This is a genomic window from Pseudomonas fragi, assembly GCF_002269505.1.
GTDB classification, from domain to species: Bacteria; Pseudomonadota; Gammaproteobacteria; order Pseudomonadales; family Pseudomonadaceae; genus Aquipseudomonas; species Aquipseudomonas fragi_D.
This window is the reverse complement of record NZ_NQKQ01000020.1, coordinates 1-18919: the sequence shown is the minus strand read 5'-3', so window position 1 is coordinate 18919 and position 18919 is coordinate 1. Positions and strand designations below refer to the sequence as shown.

Below are 18919 nucleotides of genomic sequence, written 5' to 3'. Positions count from 1 at the left end.
ATGAGCGAGCTTTTTTACAACGCCGTGCCGAATGCGACCCGTGTCGCCCCGCCCTTGCCTGTACCCCGCCAATACCCCGCGCAAAAACCGCGCAAGGTTTACCTGTTCGGCACCTGCGTGGTCGATCTGTTCTTCCCTGAAGCCGGGATGGACGCCATCCACCTGATTGAACGCGAAGGTATCGAAGTTGACTACCCGCAAGGCCAAAGCTGCTGTGGCCAACCGGCCTACACCTCGGGTTACACCGAACAGGCCCGGGAAGTGGCCCGATCGCAACTGGCCCTGTTCGCCGAAGACTACCCGGTAGTCGTGCCCTCCGGCTCCTGCGCCGGCATGCTGCGCGAACACTATGAAGATCTGTTCAAGGACGAGCCCGAGACTCTGAAAAAGGTTCACGCCCTGGCTGAACGCACCTTTGAACTCACCGAATTTTTGCTGTTTGTGTGCAAGGTCCAGTTCAAGGACCACGGCGCCCCGGTCAAGGTCGCGCTGCACACCTCCTGCTCGGCACGCCGTGAAATGAACACCCACCTGCACGGCCGCGAAATGCTTGCGCAACTGGGCAATGTGGAGCGCATCGACCACAGCCACGAGAGTGAATGCTGCGGTTTTGGCGGGACCTTCAGCGTACGCATGCCGGATATTTCCGGCGCAATGGTCGCCGATAAAACCCGCTCACTGATTGAAACCGGCGCCCATCAAGTGCTCACCGCCGACTGCGGCTGCCTGATGAATATCAACGGCTCGCTGGAAAAACAGAAAGAATCCCTGCGCGGCCAGCATCTGGCCAGTTTTCTGTGGCAGCGCACCGGAGGTGGCCAATGAGCGCCAGCACCCTGATTCCCACCGTCGCGGTCGAAGAAGACTTCCGCGAGCGCGCTCACGAAGCCCTGGGTGACAAGCAACTGCGAAACAACTTCCGCAGTGCAATGGATTCCCTGATGACCAAGCGCGCCGTGGCCTTCAGCGACGCCCATGAACGCGAGCACCTGCGCGCCCTGGGCAACGCCATCCGCGCCCGCGCCCTGTCCAAGCTACCTGACCTGCTGGAACGACTGGAAGCCAACCTGACCCGTAATGGCGTGCAGGTTCATTGGGCTGAAACCGTCGACCAGGCTAATGAAATCGTCATGTCCATCGCCCGCCGGCGCGCCGCCAAACAGGTGATCAAAGGCAAGTCGATGGTCAGTGAAGAGATGGAGATGAACCATGTGCTCGGCGCCCAGGGCATTGAATGCCTTGAGTCCGACATGGGCGAGTACATCGTTCAGCTCGACAATGAAAAACCGTCCCATATCATCATGCCCGCAATCCACAAGAACGCCGGGCAAGTAGCCGACCTGTTTCACGAAAAACTCGGTGTGGAATACACCAAGGACGTGGATCAACTGATCCAGATCGGCCGTCGCGTGCTGCGCCAGAAGTTTTTTGAAGCCGATATCGGCGTGTCCGGCGTCAACTTTGCCGTCGCTGAAACCGGCACCCTGCTGCTGGTGGAAAACGAAGGCAACGGGCGTATGTCGACCACCGTGCCGCCGGTGCATATTGCCGTCACCGGCATCGAGAAAGTGGTCGAAAACCTGCGCGACGTTGTACCGCTGGTATCGCTGCTGACCCGCTCGGCCCTTGGCCAGCCGATCACCACCTACGTCAATATGATCTCCGGCCCACGCAAACCCGGCGAGCTGGACGGCCCTGAAGAGGTGCACCTGGTGCTGCTCGATAACGGTCGCAGCCAGGCGTTTGCCGACAGCGAATTGCGCCAGACGCTGAACTGCATTCGCTGCGGTGCCTGCATGAATCACTGCCCGGTTTACACCCGCATTGGCGGTCATGCCTACGGTGAGGTGTATCCCGGCCCGATTGGCGCGATCATCACGCCGCATATGGTGGGCCTGAAAAAAGTCCCGGATCACCCGAGCGCCTCGTCGCTGTGCGGTGCCTGTGGCGAAGTGTGCCCGGTAAAGATTCCGATCCCGGCCCTGCTGAGGCGCCTGCGCGAAGAGAACGTCAAAGCCCCCGATACCGTACCGCGCATCATGCGTGGTCAGGGCAGCAAGTATTCACGTAAAGAGCGCCTGATCTGGAATATGTGGGCCAAGCTCAACAGCACGCCTGCGCTCTACCGCACCTTCCTGAAAGCCGCCACCCGTCTGCGCGCCCTGACGCCGAGCAAGGTAGGCCCGTGGACACAAAACCACAGCGCGCCCAAACCCGCCGCCCGTTCGCTGCACGATATGGCCCGCGAGCATCTGGCGAAAAAGTCGGGAGAAACACGATGAGCGCCAAGCAAAACATCCTCAATAAACTGCGTAAAAGCCTGACTGGCACCACACCGGTGCCTGACAACTTTGACGAAGTGCTGGTAACAGAGCCCTGGACCTACACCCCGGAGCAACGTATCCCGCAACTGCGCAAGCTGATGGAAGCGGTACACACCGAAATTCACCTCAGTACTGAGCAAGGCTGGCCTGCATTGCTCGCACAACTGGTCACCGACCGTCAGTTGCCAAGCCTGCTGATCGCACCGACTACACCCCACGGGCAAAAGGTCAGCGAACACTGGGCACAAAACCCCGGGTTGCCAACACTCAAAGCCTACGACCGCCCGGTAGAAGCGTGGAAAGCCGAACTGTTCAACGACACCCCGGCCAGTTTCACCACCACCCTGGGTGCAATTGCCGCTACCGGCAGCCTGATCATGTGGCCAACCCCGGAAGAACCGCGGTTGATGAGCCTGGTGCCGCCGGTGCATTTTGCCCTGCTCAAGGCCAGCGAAATCCGCGACAACTTTTATCAGGTGCAGCGTGAAATGAACTGGACCGCTGGCATGCCGACCAATGCGCTATTGGTGTCCGGCCCGTCGAAAACCGCTGATATCGAGCAAGTACTGGCCTACGGCGCCCACGGCCCGAAAGACCTGTTCGTGCTGATCCTGGAGGATGCATGAGCCTGCCCGCCGCCTTTGTGCGTGATGCCGAGCGGCTGATCCCCCAGTACCGCCGTTTTAGCGATGCGCTTTCAACCCTGGCGTTCGGCACTGATGCGAGCTTTTATCGGCTGATCCCCAAGCTGGTGATTCGCGTCGAATCCGAAGACGAAGTGGTCGAGTTGCTGCGCCTGGCCCGTCGTGACCAGGTATCGGTGACCTTCCGTGCCGCCGGCACCAGCTTGTCCGGCCAGGCCATCAGTGACTCGGTGCTGATCGTGCTCGGCGACAACTGGAACGGCAAGGAAATCCGCGGCCAGGGCCGGCAAATCCGCCTGCAACCGGGAGTTATCGGCGCGCAGGCCAATGCCTGGCTGGCCCCGTTCGGACGCAAGATCGGCCCTGATCCGGCCTCGATCAACGCCTGCAAAATTGGCGGTATTGTCGCCAACAATGCCAGCGGCATGTGCTGCGGTACCGCGCAAAACACCTACCACACCCTGGCGGGCCTGCGCGTAGTGCTGGCTGACGGTACCCGGGTCGACACCGAAGATGCCGCCAACATCGCCGCCTTTCGCCAAAGCCACGGGCCATTGCTCGAGCAGTTGGGGACTTTGGCTCGTGAAACCCGCGCCAATGCCGAACTGGCTGCAAAAATCCGCCATAAATACCGTCTGAAAAACACCACTGGCCTGTCTCTTAATGCACTGGTGGATTTCGACGACCCGCTGGATATCCTCAGTCACCTGCTGGTGGGCAGTGAAGGCACCCTGGGCTTTATCAGCGCGGTGACCTACGACACCGTGATCGACCACCCGCACAAGGCTTCGGCGCTGATCGTATTCCCGGATGTCGAGACCTGCTGCAACGCCGTAACCGTCCTCAAAAACCAGCCTGTATCCGCCGTCGAGCTGCTCGACCGCCGCAGTCTGCGCTCGGTGCAGGACAAACCGGGCATGCCGGCTTTCGTACAGCAACTGTCGGCCAATACCTGCGCGCTATTGATCGAATCTCGCGCCGCGTCTCAGACCTTGCTGCACGAGCAGCTAGGGCAAATCATGGCCTCGCTGGTCGATTTCCCGGTTGAAAAACAGGTCGACTTCACCGAAGACCCGAAAGAAAACGCCAAGTTGTGGGCGATCCGCAAAGACACCTTCCCGGCCGTCGGGGCGGTGCGCAAAACCGGCACCACGGTGATCATCGAAGACGTGACCTTCCCGGTCGAACAACTGGCCATCGGCGTCAACCGCCTGATCGAGCTGTTCGACAAGCACCACTACGACGAAGCGATCCTGTTTGGCCACGCGCTGGAGGGCAACCTGCACTTCGTCTTCACCCAGGGCTTCAACAACCCCGAGGAAGTGGCGCGCTACCAGGCCTTTATGGATGACGTCGCGCAGCTGGTGGCCGTGGAATTTGGCGGTTCGCTCAAGGCCGAGCACGGTACCGGACGCAATATGGCGCCCTTTGTCGAGCTGGAATGGGGCAGCGATGCCTACCAGTTAATGTGGGCGCTCAAGCGTTTGCTCGACCCGCAGGGCATTCTCAACCCCGACGTGGTGCTTAGCGAAGACCCGCATATCCACCTCAAACACCTCAAGCCGATGCCTGCTGCGGACGAGATTGTGGATAAGTGCATCGAGTGCGGTTTTTGCGAACCGGTGTGCCCGTCCAAGGGGCTGACCCTGAGCCCGCGGCAGCGGATTGTGATCTGGCGGGATATCCAGGCAAGAAAGCGCGCGGGTATCGACACCACTGAGCTGGAAAAGGCCTACGCCTATCAAGGCATCGATACCTGCGCAGCCACCGGTTTATGCGCACAACGCTGCCCGGTAGGGATCAATACTGGCGAACTGGTGAAAAAACTCCGGGCACGCAGCGCTGACAGCGTCAAAACGGCTGACTGGCTGGCCAATCACTTCACCACCGCGCTGCAGGGGGCACGCTTTACCCTGCATGTAGCCAACGGTGCACGCATGCTGCTGGGCGCGCCGCGACTGGCAAAAATCTCATCGGCCCTGAGCAAAGCCAGTAAAGGCCGCGTGCCCTTGTGGACCAACGCCATGCCCCAGCCGGAGCGGGCGATCCGCTTTACCCCGCCGGTCAAGGATGCCCGCCCGCGCGTGGTCTACCTGGCGGCGTGCGTGTCGCGGGTCATGGGCCCGGCGGCAGGTGACAAAGAACAAATGTCGCTGCTGGACAAAACCCGCGGCCTGCTGGAAAAAGCCGGTTACCAGGTGGTATTTCCCGAGAACATGGACAGCCTGTGCTGCGGCCAGCCGTTTGCGTCCAAAGGTTACAACGAACAGGCCGAACACAAGCGCCAGGAACTGATCGGCGCACTGCTGCACGCCAGCCGTGGCGGGCTTGACCCGATCTACTGCGACACCAGCCCCTGTACCCTGCGCCTGGTGCAGGACCTGGGGGAAAGCCGCCTTGACCTGTACGACCCGGTACGCTTTATCCGCACCCACCTTGTGGATAAGTTGACCTTTACCCCGCAAACCGCACCGATTGCCGTGCATGTCACCTGCAGCACCCAGCACCTGGGCGAAAGCCAGGCCCTGATCGATATTGCGCGGCTGTGCAGCACCGACGTGGTGATCCCTGAAGGCATTCATTGCTGCGGCTTTGCCGGTGACAAAGGCTTTACCACCCCGGAGCTGAACGCCCACTCACTGCGGACCTTGAAAGACGCGGTGCAATATTGCAGCGAAGGCATCTCCACCAGCCGGACCTGTGAAATCGGCCTGAGCCAGCATGGCGGCATTGATTACCACGGCCTGGTGTATCTGGTAGACCGCGTCACCAGCGCCCAGGCCTGAAAATGTGGGAGCGGGCTTGCTCGCGATGGCATCTGCGCGATCAGGCAGAATCACCGCGCCATCTGCATCGCGAGCAAACCCGCTCCCATCAAAAACAATCGACACCTGCGCCCCATTTTCGGGCGCAAAAAAAACCGCCAAATAAAAGCAAAACTCCCGGGCGTGGCTATAGTCAATTGGCTTAAGGCCCCAATATTTGGGGCATAAAACCGAGCCTGGAAGCACCGGGCCTACCATGTGCACAAGGAGTTTTCCCCATGAAGCGTACCGCTCTTGCTGGTCTGTTTATTTCTGCTGTGATGTTGGCCTCCCCGGTGTTTGCGGCAGAAGACCTTTGCCAGATCAACCTGCAAAAAATCAACGACGCCGTAGCCAGCTCTGGCGAAATCAGCTCCGACTTACAAGACAACATCGACAGCACCGTAGCCCAGGCCAAGGAAGAACAATCCAAAGGCACGAAAGAAGGCACCCAGGCCTGCATTTCACTGACCACCCAGGTGCTGCAGGACATCGCCAATAACAACAAAGGTGGTGAGTAACCCCTTTGGGTTGGCCTTCTGCGTCAGAAAGGCGTAGACTCCGCAAGCTTGCTGGTTATACACAGCAAGCATCGGGGCCGTTTAGGATTCGACGCCGGTTGCGAAACTCTAGGTGCATGCCGAGTTGGTAACAGAACTCGTAAATCCACTGTTGCAACTTTCTATAGTTGCCAATGACGAAACCTACGAGGGTCAAGCTCTCGCAGCGTAAGCTGCCTTAGCCATCCTCCTGGTACCTTCGGGTCCAGCAATCACTAGGGGATGCCTGTAAACCTGAAGTGATTGTCATATAGAACAGGATCGCCGTGCAGTACGTTGTGGACGAATCGGCTAAAACTTACACAACTCGCCCAAAGCACCCTGCCCTTCGGGTCGCTGAGGGTTAACTTAATAGATACGGCTAAGCATGTAGTACCGACAGCGGAGTACTGGCGGACGGGGGTTCAAATCCCCCCGGCTCCACCACTTCATCATCTAAAGACGTCCACGGACGTCTTTTTTTGTGCCTGAAATCCAGTGAAATCAAGGGTTTAAGCGCTACAGGGCGCTGGAGAGGTTTTTTGAGTTCCAGCCGTTTGGGTATTCCAAATGGTATTCCAAGCCATCCGGTGCTATTTTTTGGAATACCAAAACGGTGTCAGAGGTAGCTCTCATGCCTGCTCCAGCCCTTCGCCTTTCCGACCGCCAGCTCAAGGCAGTCAAGGCAAAAGACAAGGATTACGTCCTCAGCGATGGTGACGGCCTTCAGCTCCGAGTCAGGAGCAATGGCTCGATGCTGTGGAACTTCAACTACCGCGAGCCGGTAACCAAAAACCGTATCAATATGGGGCTGGGCACATACCCAGAGCTCTCGCTAGCGAACGCCAGGAAGAAAGTGGTGGAAGCACGCGAGCTGCTTGCACAAGGCATTGATCCCAAGGTGCAACGCAATGCACAGGACGAAGCCAAACGAGCGGAGACGGAACATACGTTCGAGAACGTGGCCACCGCCTGGTTCGAGCTGAAGAAGGACTCCGTCACGCCGGCGTACGCCGAAGACATTTGGCGATCGCTCACGCTGCATGTATTTCCAGACCTGAAAACAACGCCGCTCTCGAAAATTACCGCACCGATTGTCATCGAACTGCTTCGCCCAATCGAGGCCAAAGGCAGCCTCGAGACAGTGAAGCGATTGAGCCAACGGCTCAACGAGATCATGACCTACGGGGTGAACTCCGGGTTGATTTTCGCTAACCCCCTCAGTGGCATTCGGGCGGTATTCAAGAAGCCCAAGAAACAGAACATGGCCGCGCTACGACCCGATGAGCTTTCCGAGCTCATGATCGAAATCGCGAACGCCAGCATCAAGCGGATCACCCGCTGCCTGATCGAATGGCAACTGCACACCATGACCCGCCCAGCGGAAGCAGCCACCACACGATGGGCAGATATCAACTTCGACAAGCGCATTTGGACCATTCCGCCAGAGCGCATGAAAAAGCGTCGGCCGCACACAATCCCTCTTACCGATCAGGCACTTTCGTTACTGGAGACGCTCAAGCAACTCAGTGGTAACAGAGAGTACGTGTTCCCCTCAGATAGAAATCCCCGCACCCATGCCAATAGCCAGACCGCCAACATGGCGTTGAAGCGCATGGGCTTTCAGGACCGTCTAGTCAGCCACGGCTTGCGCTCGATGGCGAGCACCATCCTGAATGAGCATGGCTGGGATCCGGAGCTGATCGAGGTCGCACTGGCGCATGTCGACAAGGACGAAGTTCGTAGCGCCTACAACCGGACGGATTACATCGAACGCCGGCGTCCGATGATGGCTTGGTGGAGTGAACATATCCAGAAGGCGGCCACCGGCAGCCTGTCGGCATCGGCCATCAATCAAACCAGAGATGGCAACGTCGTACCGATTCGCTGAACATCCAAAAGGTACGCGCCACCGGCTACGATCCGTGTCGTGTAGTAAGGCGAAAGGAGTGACGACAATCGCTAGATCTCTGGTATGCCTGCGCCTCTTCAGCCAAGCCCCTGAGTATGGGAAGGCTCCGCATTCCCATACTCAGGGGCTCACGCTTAAAGGTCTATCAGGCAACCACGACTTTAGCCTTTCTACGGCGGATCAACCCTGCTGTTAACTCGTAGTAGTAGATGGTAGCTGGAGCTGAGCATCGCAAATAGTGCTCCAGAAACCATCTCACGTGCTTTTCTCTCCAGGACCAGGGAGTCGCGCAACCCCAGCGTTCACGAATCACCTTGTGCATCCTTTCTGCTTGCCTGATGTGCCGCTGCTGCGTGGCATGTGCACCTTTGAGCACGGGGCGCAGGAACAACGCTATATCGAACTCGGCCGTCATCGCCGGCCTCCGATGTAGGCACTCACCACATCGATGCGGTTATGTCCCAATTCGTGGCTGATCTGCTGTCGCGCGCGCTGATCAAGCTCTCGATCTTCTCGATGAACACGACCGCCATTGACGGGTGCATTCAAGCCAGTCAGTTGCTCATAGCGCTCACAGGCGTAAGCCGCCCGTAGCTCATGAAAGCCTTTCAATCCATGCTCATGCAAGATGTCCCGTGCCGGTCGCACAACTGACTGCATAAACACTTTGTAGCTCTCGTTGGGGGCCAACAGGTTCCGACTGCCACTGGGTGAAGCCTCCCAGGCCCTATCCAAGGCGCCACGAATTTGATCAGTAACCGCGATCCAACGCGGTGCTGACGCGCCTGATCGACCGCCTTTGGTGCCGTCCTGGATGTTGATCTTGTCCAGTTGCCTGGCCTCACGTTGCAGTCGGGGCAGGTCCGCCAAGATCGCTTCACGCAGGCGCATACCAGTATCCCGGGCCAGATGCACAATTGCGGCCACACGTTGCTGACCTCGCTCTGACAGTACGAGTGCGATCAACTCGATCTGAGCACGATCTTGGCCTTGCGGTGCCTCACTACGCACGCTCGAACGCTGTAGGCCTAGCGCCTTGCTCGGACTGGGGATTTTGACGTACTGATCACCGCGCAGCGCGGCCATCGTGCGGTTCACGCTGGACAGGCGGTTCTGCGCGGTGGCGATGCCGACGCTGCCCTGATCAACCTCCTCCCGCACGTGGACGGCGTACCGCATGAGAATCTCGCGGTCGATCTGGCGCGCGTCATTGACTCCCGGTCCTTCATCCGATCGACACCATTGCACGAATGCCTGCCAGCGATCGCCATGGGCTTTGACGGTAGCAAAATGGCCGTCGCCAAACAGATCTTTCAAGGCTTGCGGTCCGGCATAGCTGAGCTGGCGACCGAAGCCGAAATTGCGCCCCGCTCGCTTACCGACACGAGCCATTTTTCTGTTCCTGATCGACTGCAGCCAGCTCATGTAGAAGGGCTCGCCAGTGTGGGCTTACGATGGCGAACTGGGCCCAATCAGTAGGGCGAAAACACAGCGTGTTGTCGACGACGTAGAGATGCGCCCCCTCCTTTTCTAACCACTGGATAACGGCTGTCGTTGAGGTGATAGTTTTACGAACGGTGGCGACATCGGCGACAGCGGCGACAACCCCTGTCCTACCTGGCTTTGAGCGTGGCGACAAAGTGGCGACACTCGCGGCGACAAACCGCGCTTTCGGCTCCTTTTGACGTTGAGCTAAGTGGTTGCGCAGTGCTTCATCAAGATTGAACATGGCGCACCTCGAAGGTATGGCCGTCGGTAATCAGCCAATGATGATCAAGCAACTCGACCAGAAGCTTGGTGGCATGGCGACTGCTTTTACGGGCAAAGCGGGGACCGTTGCGGTTCAAGTCTCGAATACTAAAGCGCTTCCAATCTTTGACCTGCAGCCAGCGCAACAGCCGGTCCGCCTCCTCCTTAACTCGACAAACCGGCTCCTGCTCAGTCAGGCGCTGGATCTCGGTGAGGTAGTAGCCAACTAAGGCCGAGGCCCGTTGGATATGGTCGACCTCCACGACACGGCTCTCCTCCACAACGGCCAAAATGCCGGCGACGCGCAACAGGTTGTCGGCGGCCTTCGAACCGCTGGGCCGCACGCTGGCCAGCTCACCAAACTCACCCAGTTGAGCTTCAATGGCATCATGCAAATCAATCCAGCGACGACGGGCTAACGGACTGAGTGTCAGCGGTGATAGCTGCAGAGCACCATCAGGGGAAAGTGACCAAGGCTGATGAAACAGGGCAGAGAGGCGATGGTGATAGCGCTTCAGGTCGCCGTCTTTCGACAAGTCGACAGCCTGGTAGCTTCGTTGTCCTGCCAGGCTGGAGGGCCAGGTCATCAGACAGCGACCGAGAATGCCCTGCCCCTGCAGCAACGGATCACTGAGTAACTGCATGGCTAAATAGGGTTGCAGCATCAGATGCAGGCTCAAACGCCGGTCATAGGCTCGTAGGCTTTCACCAACCATGGAGCGCGCGCGATCTATCGGGCTGCCATCCCAAAGTGACGACAAGGTCGTGACCGCTTTCAAACGGTTATCCCGACTCATGGTGCTGCTACCGAGGAACTGTCCGCCTTCGTCACAGAACAGGCCCATGCTGGGCAAGTCATGACATAGCCCCTTGATCAACGCCTCTATAGTCGGATCCGTGGTGATCAGCCGGGGTGCCGAGGGCTCTTCTTCTAGCGGTACGCCGTTTTGGGGGGCGGGATTTCCAGGATTAATACGCTGCGCCTGTCGCTGTGCGGCGCGGTGCCGGGAAAGCTGTTCGCGATAGCGCTGCCACTGCTCACGCTCCCATTGTCGTGCAGGCAGTAATGCACATCGATCTGACGCCGTTTTGCGATCGCCGGACGCGGCCACCGTGATCAGGTACAGCGACAGCGGATAACTGCGCCCGTCGAGCTGTAAGCCCGCATGACCTTGTGTAGCTAGCGCCGAGGCAGCCAACACCGATTGCGCGGCCAGCGCCTGGGGCACGCCGATGACCTCGGCCATGCGCTCCACCGCAGGCCCAAGAATCCCACCCAGTGCCTGAACCGGATAAGGCTGGGCCAAAGAATTCGACTCAATCAGCGGTCGAGGTGGTCGTGGTAGTTCAAGCTTCGGATCTAACTGCTGCATGGGCCCTCTCCTCGGTAATTGCTGACTGTCCTCACGTAGTCCCGCCACGGCTGTTGAGTGTTATCAGGGATAAAGGCCCCTGCGGCCTGTGAGGTGCTCACTGACGCGGAACGAACGGCTCCTTACGACCGGGAGCAAGGGCATGAACCCATGAATCTGGCCTCCTTAGACGCATCAGAAAATGCGGGCGGGTGGAGGCTGTGCCGACTGACGAGTTCGGCACCCGGAGATCCTGGACAGGAGAAGGCAACGACATGGACACCTGGGGCATGCCTGACTGTCAGTCAGGTGCAGCCTTTCCACAGGCTGCGGCACCGGTGCCTGTGTCGTTGCGGATGGTGACGAATCGGATTTGTCACGTCGATTGTCACGAGGAGAGTTGCGGCAATGCCATGTACGACGTGGCTTGCAGCATTGGTACGAGCGCCCGTCTCTTTCCAGCAGAAAGAGACGGGCACGGTCTGGCGCAACGAGGTGTGCCGAAAGGTGAGGTTGCTGCAGCGCAGCGAGGTAGGTCCATTGTCTGCCGCAGTGGACAGATTGGTAGAGTAGGCATCCATCACTCTTGGGGAGTGATCGTGCGAGCCGCCGGACGCTAATCGCACTTGGGGAAGAACCACCACGCAAATGGCGTAGCCTTAAAGGTTCCGGCTACCTGGGCTGGTGCTGTCAACGACAGCGATCCGTGCGCCAATTGTTATACCCCCTCGAATAGGTGGTCAAGCATCACGACCAAAGCGTGCAAAAAGTGGCGACTGTCGTCACTTTTGTCGCCACGCTCCCGGCCCTGTTCTGCATGGGTTGTCGCCGCTGTCGCCGGTGTCGCCATATCTCTAGCCATTGCCCCACGACAAGATCCGCTCTCACACTGGAGCTGTACTCGATAACCATCGTGAGTCATTTCTGACGGGTAAAAGATGGCGTGACGCTAATCAAATTTGAAATAGGAAGGGGAACGAGGTGACTTCGAGAAAAAGCGAGTGAACCCTCCGATCGGCGCGATCAAAGATCGCTGGATCGGAGGGTTTGGCCGGAAAAGCAAATCTCAAACGTCAAATACAGCCTCAAGCAGCAACGCTGGTTGATTGGGCGAGGCAAGCTACGCCTCAGGTAGCACTCCTAATTTTGCTGCTGCACGGGCGCCATATGGGGCGATTAGGCCCCCCCAAAAAAAATGATCGACCGGTTGGGCTGTAAGAGTTTGCGCGAGATTTCCGTGGACCACGCCGAGCGGCATGTTTAGGTCGCCTACCGTCAAAAACAATGGGCGCAGTCGACCAAACCGGTTGGTCATCACCGGCAGAAACCGGCCAAAAGTGGACGTATAGGCCTAAAGCATATTGGCCAGAGGGAGAGTCCTCTACCCCAGGGAGGTTATGAAAATCGCCCTGGAACACATTGCGCCGCCGTGATCCTGGTGCACAACCACCCATCAGGTGATCCCTAACCCAGCCTGGCAGATCGCACCCTCGCCACGAAACTGCAGGACGCACTGAGCTTGCTGGGATCGGGACGTTCGATCACATTGTATTAGGGTACGAGGGCTGCGTGTCACTGGCAGAACGGGGCCACCTATGAAAATGCTCGCTCAGCTTTTTATTAACCTGCTGTTGGTGATCGGCATTTTCGTCGGCTGTTGTACGGTCATAGCCCTGCTATTGGACCTACTACGTTTACCAGTACTGCTTGTAGCCTTGCTGCTAACAAGCTGGGCTTGGTTGAAGCTCAAGTCCCTGCTCACTCGCTAAAGCAATGGCGTACGGAGAGCCACAGCCCTGGCTGTGAGCTCTCTGTTTTTTTGTCAGCTTGGGCTTAAATAGCTAACACATGAACCATATTCAGGCTAAATAAAGCTCCAAGAGCTAAAGTTCATATTTTTTTATACGCTTCCACCCACACCTTTGAACTTCTCGACAAACGCAGCGATCTTTTGGAAGACGCTCTGTTTCTTGGTCAGGTATTGCGGGTTCAGCGGGCTCATCTTGGGCAGCACAGCGTTCAGTTCCGTGCCGCTGTCGCTGGCGAACTCCCGCCTGAGTGAAGTAGCGATATAGCGCCGTGCCGCCTCGGCATTTAGGTTCTCGGCACTGACCAGCTCCTTCGCCTCACGCAGCTGCTCCGCTTGAGCAAAGATGAAGAAGGCGTCGATCACACTGGCCTTGTCGCCAATCTGGTCCAGATCAGTCTGATTGATGAAGTCCACCAGCAAGCTCTCTTTGGCGCGGTTGTCTAGGCTCGCGCGAATCACGCGGCGCACTTCATCCACTAGGTCTGACTTGCTCTTGATCCTTTTGTTGTGCTCGAAGATCAGCTCCAGAATGTAATCTAGGTTGATTTCTTGCGATTTGAGCAGGTCCACCTCAAACACGACATCATCCCAGTCGATGGTGGATTTTTCCTTCTCAGCCCCCGCCTTTTCACGACGCAACCAGTCGCGCACGTCGTTGTAGGTGGAGCGGTAATCCTGAGCTTTCCGCTCAGCCGGGATCGTGATGGCTGCCAGTGTGGTCAGATCGTCATCAGTCAGATAGTGCTTGGCCTTGAACGTCTCAACCGCTGCCGGGTCGGTCATATCGACGTTTTGCAATTCCTTCAGGCTGGCGAACTCGTCATAGTTCTGCAGTACGTTCTCTACGCGCAAATACTCGCCAAATAGCTTGGCGAAGGCCTTTTTGTCAGCTTCCTTTTCAATGGCTGCCGGGTCGGGGAAGCGTGTTTCAAGGTCCTTCACCACGTCCACAAAGCCGCGCCGCACCTCACCTGTGGCCACATCGGTGAAGCCCTCCATGTATTCCTTGTAGCTTTTCTCCAGCACCACGTTCTTGGTGTTCTTGTCGCCAAACAAGGTGATGGCGTCGATGGTCGCCTGTTCCAGATCGCGGAAGGTGACGATGTTGCCGAAGGTTTTCGTGGCGTCAAAAATACGGTTGGTGCGGGAATAGGCCTGCATCAGCCCGTGGTAGCGCAGATTCTTGTCCACAAACAAGGTGTTCAGAGTAGGCGCATCAAAGCCCGTCAGGAACATACCCACCACGATCAGCAAGTCGATCTGCTTGGCTTTGACTTGCTTGGCTAGGTCGCGATAATAGTTCTGGAAACCATCGCTATCGACGCTGAAGTTAGTTTTGAACAGCGCGTTGTAGTCCGCAATGGCTGCACTCAAAAACTCTTTGGCGCTGCTGTTCATGGCCGACACATCAAAACTTTCGTCCTGAATTTCGCCCACTGCATCCTGCTCTTCGTTGGCGGCAAACGAGAAGATGGTGGCCACTCTCAGCGGCTTGTCGCTGTTCTTTTGCAGCGCCCTGAAGCTCTCGTAGTACAGCTTGGCAGCATCCACGCTGCTGACAGCGAACATGGCGTTGAAACCCTTATTGCCGGCTTGCAGGCGATGGGTCTTCTGCCGGTAGTTGTTCATGATGTACTGGGTGATCTCACGGATGCGGTCGGGGTGCAGCAAGGCCTGTTTGTTTTCCGCTGCGCTGAGCTTTTTCTCGTCCAGCTCGGTTTCGATGGCCTTGAACTGTGGGCGGACATCGTTGTAGTCCACCTTGAACTTCAGCACCTTTTCATCGCGAATCGCATCGGTGATCACATACGAATGCAATTCACGGCCAAACACGCTGGCGGTGGTGTCAGCACCAAGTGCATTTCCTTTACGGATTAATTTGCCATCAACAATGTCATCGCCAAAAATCGGCGTGCCGGTGAAGCCGAATTGATAGAACCGCTTGAACTTCTTCTTCAGGTTCTTCTGTGCTTCACCAAACTGGCTGCGGTGGCACTCATCAAAAATGAACACGACTTGCTTGCCGTAGATGGACAAGTCGCCTTCGCTTTTCATCAGGTTGTTGAGCTTCTGGATGGTGGTGACGACAATCTTGTTGTCATCCTTCTCTAGGTTGCGCTTCAGGCCAGCTGTGCTGTCTGAGCCATTTACGCTGTCCGGTGAAAAGCGCTGGTACTCCTTCATGGTCTGGTAGTCCAGATCCTTGCGGTCCACCACGAAGAACACTTTGTCGATGAACTCCAGCTCAGTGGCAAGACGCGCCGCCTTGAAACTGGTCAAGGTCTTGCCGGAGCCGGTGGTGTGCCAGATGAAGCCACCGCTTTCCGTATTGCTCCAGTTCTTAGCCTGGTACGAGCAGTTGATCTTCCACAGAATGCGTTCCGTGGCAGCAATCTGGTAAGGGCGCATCACCAGCAGCGTGTTGCTGACATCACACACCGAGTAGTGGAGCAGCACATTGAGTAGCGTGTGCTTCTGGAGGAAGGTGGCCGTGAGGTCTTTTAGGTCTTTGATCAGACTGTTGTCCGCCTTCGCCCAGTTCATGGTGAAGTCGAAGCTGTTCTTGTTGCGCTGCGTGGTGTTGGCGAAGTAACGGCTGTCGGTGCCGTTGGAGATCACGAACAGCTGCAGGTATTTGAATAAGGAATGCTCGCTGTTGAAGCTTTCCTTGCTGTAGCGGTGCACCTGATTAAAGGCTTCACGAATCGCTATGCCACGCTTCTTCAGCTCTACCTGTACCAGCGGCAAACCATTGACCAGAATCGTCACGTCATAACGGTTGGCGTGACTGCCAGCCTGCTCAAACTGCTTGATCACCTGTACTTTGTTGCGGGCGATGCTCTTCTTATCCAGCAGATATATATTCTGGATGCGCCCATCGTCAAAGACGAAGTCGTGAATATAGTCGTCGTGAATCTTACGCGTTTTCTCGACAATGCCATCGCTGGGCTTGTCCAGCCAGGTTTCAACAAATCGCAGCCACTCACCCTCCGCAAACTGCACGTTATTGAGCGTTTGCAGTTGCACGCGCATATTGACCAGTAACGCATCCGGCGTGGTCACGCTCGGCAAAAATTCATAACCCTGATTTTTCAAGTCCTGGATGAATTCGCGCTCCAGATCGCCTTCACTCTGGTAGCTTTCTGCGACGCTCCACTCTTTGTTGTATTTATCCAGAACGATAAAGTTGTTGGATTCGGCAATGGCTTTGTAATCAGTCATTTAGTGCATCCTGCTTCCTGAATCCGTAGGTATCAATTAAATACTCCACCAACTCTTCCAGTTTCTGCTTGTCTTTTTCTTCAACGTCTGAAACTTCCTCGCCTGCATGGGCGGAGTGGCTAGAAAGATTCATAATCCTGCTTGCAAACGGGTTGGGAGTGCCTTCAGCTGTTTTATCGAGAAGGCTCTCCCAGCGATTATGGCCTAGGAATGTGGCGGTTTTTTCCAAGATATTCCTTAAAAAGCCAAAGTGATACTTTTTAACTTGATCTGCTTTTATTGCTTTTCTGACCTCTGACAATAAAAACAAATGATAAGAAAACGGGTGGTCATTAGCTGTGGCAAGCTCAAAAGTTCCGTCAGTCTTCTTATCTAATCTGTACTTTTCTGATTGGCCTCGCTTATATATCCACGCAAAAGCTCCATCCTGGCCGAGCTTTTTAAGATCATTATTCAACTCATTGTGTAAAACATTATAAAATAGCGGACTATGCGTTGTGATGACGAACCTTAGCCCATTGCCTTCAGTGTAGGCACTGCATTTTATTAATCGTGCCAAATCAACAGCCAGTTCAATCAAGTGGGTATCGTCGAGTGAACTCACTGGATCATCAATAAACACGTACTCTAAATTATCAAATTGATTATCATCACGCTTAGCGGGGGTAGGCTCATCCAGGATCGATGTGACCTCCTCCAGCAGAGTATAAAAAATGCTCCAGACAAAGTTACTTTCCTCGCCTTTAGAGATTTTTATGCTACCCGTTCGCTCTGTTCCACGATCATAGGAAAACGCTACTTCTGGAAAGGTTTTTGTTATTACCAACTTCCCATCTTGATTTATTTGCTTGTCATGCTCTATGAAGGTTGGTGTGAGCTTGTCATCAGTATAGCGCTGGAAGTTATCAATGATATTTCGATCTTGTCCGCGATCTCTTAGAATCCAATCCGTAAATGAATTTGGCTGAATCTTCAGCTTTGGCTCAGCGTCTTCTTCCAGATCGTTATCCCAATAAAACAAATCCTCAGTGAAGGCGTTGTAATAGAGGATTTTATTGCGCGACAACTCGGGCTGATCGGCTTCTCCGCTATTTGCTTTGGGTGCGATTAGCTGCTTGAATTCCCGCGACAGGCGCGTCTTGCCAATACCGTTGAAGGCGTAGATTAACTGCACCTTCTTGTTGCTATCTTTCAGTTGCTGGGCGATTTCTGTCAGCGTCTTGCTCATATCAGGCTACCGCCTCTTCTGGCCTGGGAAAGCTCAACAGCAGATCACGGTAATACTCGTATTGCTTTTTGCGCAATTCTATTTCGCGCGGCAATCCATCGCTGAGGGAGTTTGTCAGGGCGTAGAATTTGTCGAGGATGGCGACGATGCGCTCTTTTTCCTCAGGAGATGGATTGGGGATGCTGATACTCTCCAAATTCTTCTTGTTGAGCTTTGGCTGGGCCGCACCTGAGATGTAAGGCGTAAGATCTATACTGTTCAAATAGTATTCAACGTATTTGCGCTCAGCGTACGTATCGAACTTAAGAACGTGGGCGTGGTTATTCACCCAGCTTTTTCCACTGATGCTAAAAGCGATTGGGGTGTTCCGCGCTAACAAATTTGCGCCGTCTTCGGAGACAAGTAAAAGGTCAGAATCAAAGATATAGTCTTTGACGTAATCGACAACTCCTGATGCCCCATAATATGGAATATCGCCCGGCTCTCTGAAGCTACTCGTGATTGGCTTTCGCATCGAATCAAGATTCTTTGCGAGATTCCCCAGTGTCTTCCACTCCACTTCCCCTTCCTCAAAGCCCAACAAGTTGTCGCGATAATAGGTGTACTGTTCTTTTCGGGCTGTAAGCTCGGATGTAAGCTCGGTTGTAAGCTCGGTTGTAAGCGCTGTAAATGCGTCCAGAATGCGGACGATTTCGGCTTGGATTTCCAGCGATTTTTTGGGCTTTTCTGGACAGGGGATGGGGATTTTAAAAGCCTTCACCTTTGCATCTGAAATAGCGGGGTACGCTGATCCACTTTGGTTTTCTTCAACATAATCCTTGAAATCAGAAGAGGCAATCCAATGCAAGATCCATTTAGGTAATACTTCTGCTTTCTTTGCACGCAAAACGCAGTAGCCGGTGCTTGCAACTTCGCCAGCGTACTCATTATCAATTAAGCAGTAGCGTTGTTGGGCTGGACGAGTTGTTGCGAAAATCACGTCATTTTTTTCAACCAGCTTTTGCGCCCGACTTGGTGCATTGCTCTGCGCTATTTCGGGCGTTTCGGTTATCGCCTTCGTTTCAATATTTACAGAGGTGAGATCAATATATCTATAGGTGCGATTTGCATCGCGCCACTTAATATTGGTCGTGGGCAGCGTTAATTCCCCCAGAGCTTTCCACTCCACATCAACGCGATCCAGTAGCTTGTCCAAAAAGTTCCCGCCGCTCATGCCTCTAGCTCCTCGCCTTCAATCTCGGCGACGATGGCGTGAATGGGCGGTCTCAAGGAACAAGTGCAACACCTGATGTAAGGTGTTGCCATGTCTACCCAATACAAACACTTGAGTACCGA

General features: G+C 55.7%; 13 protein-coding genes, 1 other RNA gene and 1 pseudogene. 8 read left to right on the top strand and 7 right to left on the bottom strand.

Annotated elements, in window-relative coordinates:
- The 7 genes from CJU81_RS16775 to CJU81_RS16745 all read left to right on the top strand — a co-directional run bounded on the left by CJU81_RS16775 (position 1) and on the right by CJU81_RS16745 (position 8202).
- Positions 1-825, top strand: coding sequence for a (Fe-S)-binding protein (locus CJU81_RS16775; RefSeq protein WP_016783459.1), 825 nt, complete (start codon positions 1-3; stop codon positions 823-825).
- Complete coding sequence (locus CJU81_RS16770) at positions 822-2282, top strand: LutB/LldF family L-lactate oxidation iron-sulfur protein (RefSeq protein WP_095029792.1); 1461 nt, start codon at positions 822-824, stop codon at positions 2280-2282. The genes CJU81_RS16775 and CJU81_RS16770 overlap by 4 nt, the downstream gene beginning before the upstream one ends.
- Positions 2279-2950 (top strand): LutC/YkgG family protein, encoded by a 672-nt coding sequence (locus tag CJU81_RS16765; RefSeq protein WP_095037541.1) that lies wholly within the window; start codon positions 2279-2281, stop codon positions 2948-2950. Before CJU81_RS16770 ends, CJU81_RS16765 begins: the two co-directional genes overlap by 4 nt.
- On the top strand, positions 2947-5754 hold the full coding sequence (locus CJU81_RS16760; RefSeq protein ID WP_095037540.1) for an FAD-binding and (Fe-S)-binding domain-containing protein: 2808 nt from the start codon (positions 2947-2949) through the stop codon (positions 5752-5754). The genes CJU81_RS16765 and CJU81_RS16760 overlap by 4 nt, the downstream gene beginning before the upstream one ends.
- Positions 5755-6011: 257 nt before the next feature.
- Positions 6012-6293, top strand: coding sequence for a hypothetical protein (locus CJU81_RS16755; RefSeq protein ID WP_016783464.1), 282 nt, complete (start codon positions 6012-6014; stop codon positions 6291-6293).
- A 73-nt stretch (positions 6294-6366) separates the two neighbouring features.
- Positions 6367-6758, top strand: a transfer-messenger RNA (tmRNA) gene (gene ssrA / locus CJU81_RS16750).
- A 187-nt stretch (positions 6759-6945) separates the two neighbouring features.
- Positions 6946-8202 carry an integrase domain-containing protein gene (locus CJU81_RS16745; protein WP_095037539.1) on the top strand — a complete coding sequence of 419 codons (1257 nt, stop codon included), beginning with the start codon at positions 6946-6948 and terminating at the stop codon, positions 8200-8202.
- A gap of 166 nt (positions 8203-8368) precedes the next feature.
- Here the strand turns inward: CJU81_RS16745 and CJU81_RS24275 are convergent, their stop codons facing one another.
- Genes CJU81_RS24275 through CJU81_RS16725 form a run of 4 tightly spaced genes read right to left on the bottom strand, consistent with a single transcriptional unit; the run spans position 8369 to position 11345 of the window.
- Positions 8369-8638, bottom strand: coding sequence for a hypothetical protein (locus tag CJU81_RS24275; protein ID WP_095037538.1), 270 nt, complete (start codon positions 8636-8638; stop codon positions 8369-8371).
- Positions 8635-9615, bottom strand: coding sequence for an integrase domain-containing protein (locus CJU81_RS16735; protein ID WP_095037537.1), 981 nt, complete (start codon positions 9613-9615; stop codon positions 8635-8637). Before CJU81_RS16735 ends, CJU81_RS24275 begins: the two co-directional genes overlap by 4 nt.
- A complete protein-coding gene (locus tag CJU81_RS16730) occupies positions 9599-9952 on the bottom strand; it encodes a hypothetical protein (RefSeq protein WP_095037536.1) in 354 nt (117 codons plus the stop codon). Before CJU81_RS16730 ends, CJU81_RS16735 begins: the two co-directional genes overlap by 17 nt.
- Positions 9939-11345: a YfjI family protein gene (locus CJU81_RS16725; RefSeq protein ID WP_092462957.1), complete on the bottom strand. Its 1407-nt coding sequence runs from the start codon at positions 11343-11345 to the stop codon at positions 9939-9941. Before CJU81_RS16725 ends, CJU81_RS16730 begins: the two co-directional genes overlap by 14 nt.
- 1349 nt (positions 11346-12694) lie before the next feature.
- Here CJU81_RS16725 and CJU81_RS24270 point away from each other — a divergent pair.
- A pseudogene (locus CJU81_RS24270) lies at positions 12695-12923 on the top strand (JAB domain-containing protein); the annotation flags it as partial.
- Positions 12924-13224: 301 nt separating this feature from the next.
- On the opposite strand, the gene CJU81_RS16715 reads toward CJU81_RS24270, so the two are convergent.
- From CJU81_RS16715 to CJU81_RS16705, 3 genes are read right to left on the bottom strand one after another with little or no spacing between them, the layout of a single operon-like run.
- Positions 13225-16356 carry an HsdR family type I site-specific deoxyribonuclease gene (locus CJU81_RS16715; RefSeq protein WP_095037535.1) on the bottom strand — a complete coding sequence of 1044 codons (3132 nt, stop codon included), beginning with the start codon at positions 16354-16356 and terminating at the stop codon, positions 13225-13227.
- A complete protein-coding gene (locus CJU81_RS16710) occupies positions 16349-17584 on the bottom strand; it encodes an AAA family ATPase (RefSeq protein WP_095037534.1) in 1236 nt (411 codons plus the stop codon). Before CJU81_RS16710 ends, CJU81_RS16715 begins: the two co-directional genes overlap by 8 nt.
- A 1-nt stretch (position 17585) precedes the next feature.
- Complete coding sequence (locus CJU81_RS16705) at positions 17586-18797, bottom strand: restriction endonuclease subunit S (protein WP_095037533.1); 1212 nt, start codon at positions 18795-18797, stop codon at positions 17586-17588.
- Between the last annotated feature and the right edge of the window lie 122 nt (positions 18798-18919).

What these genes read in the sequence shown, in the direction of transcription:
- CJU81_RS16775 (WP_016783459.1), top strand. Translation starts at nt 1, where the DNA reads ATGAGCGAGCTTTTTTACAACGCCGTGCCGAATGCGACCCGTGTCGCC.
- CJU81_RS16770 (WP_095029792.1), top strand. Translation starts at nt 822, where the DNA reads ATGAGCGCCAGCACCCTGATTCCCACCGTCGCGGTCGAAGAAGACTTC.
- CJU81_RS16765 (WP_095037541.1), top strand. Translation starts at nt 2,279, where the DNA reads ATGAGCGCCAAGCAAAACATCCTCAATAAACTGCGTAAAAGCCTGACT.
- CJU81_RS16760 (WP_095037540.1), top strand. Translation starts at nt 2,947, where the DNA reads ATGAGCCTGCCCGCCGCCTTTGTGCGTGATGCCGAGCGGCTGATCCCC.
- CJU81_RS16755 (WP_016783464.1), top strand. Translation starts at nt 6,012, where the DNA reads ATGAAGCGTACCGCTCTTGCTGGTCTGTTTATTTCTGCTGTGATGTTG.
- CJU81_RS16745 (WP_095037539.1), top strand. Translation starts at nt 6,946, where the DNA reads ATGCCTGCTCCAGCCCTTCGCCTTTCCGACCGCCAGCTCAAGGCAGTC.
- CJU81_RS24275 (WP_095037538.1), bottom strand. Translation starts at nt 8,638, where the DNA reads ATGACGGCCGAGTTCGATATAGCGTTGTTCCTGCGCCCCGTGCTCAAA.
- CJU81_RS16735 (WP_095037537.1), bottom strand. Translation starts at nt 9,615, where the DNA reads ATGGCTCGTGTCGGTAAGCGAGCGGGGCGCAATTTCGGCTTCGGTCGC.
- CJU81_RS16730 (WP_095037536.1), bottom strand. Translation starts at nt 9,952, where the DNA reads ATGTTCAATCTTGATGAAGCACTGCGCAACCACTTAGCTCAACGTCAA.
- CJU81_RS16725 (WP_092462957.1), bottom strand. Translation starts at nt 11,345, where the DNA reads ATGCAGCAGTTAGATCCGAAGCTTGAACTACCACGACCACCTCGACCG.
- CJU81_RS16715 (WP_095037535.1), bottom strand. Translation starts at nt 16,356, where the DNA reads ATGACTGATTACAAAGCCATTGCCGAATCCAACAACTTTATCGTTCTG.
- CJU81_RS16710 (WP_095037534.1), bottom strand. Translation starts at nt 17,584, where the DNA reads ATGAGCAAGACGCTGACAGAAATCGCCCAGCAACTGAAAGATAGCAAC.
- CJU81_RS16705 (WP_095037533.1), bottom strand. Translation starts at nt 18,797, where the DNA reads ATGAGCGGCGGGAACTTTTTGGACAAGCTACTGGATCGCGTTGATGTG.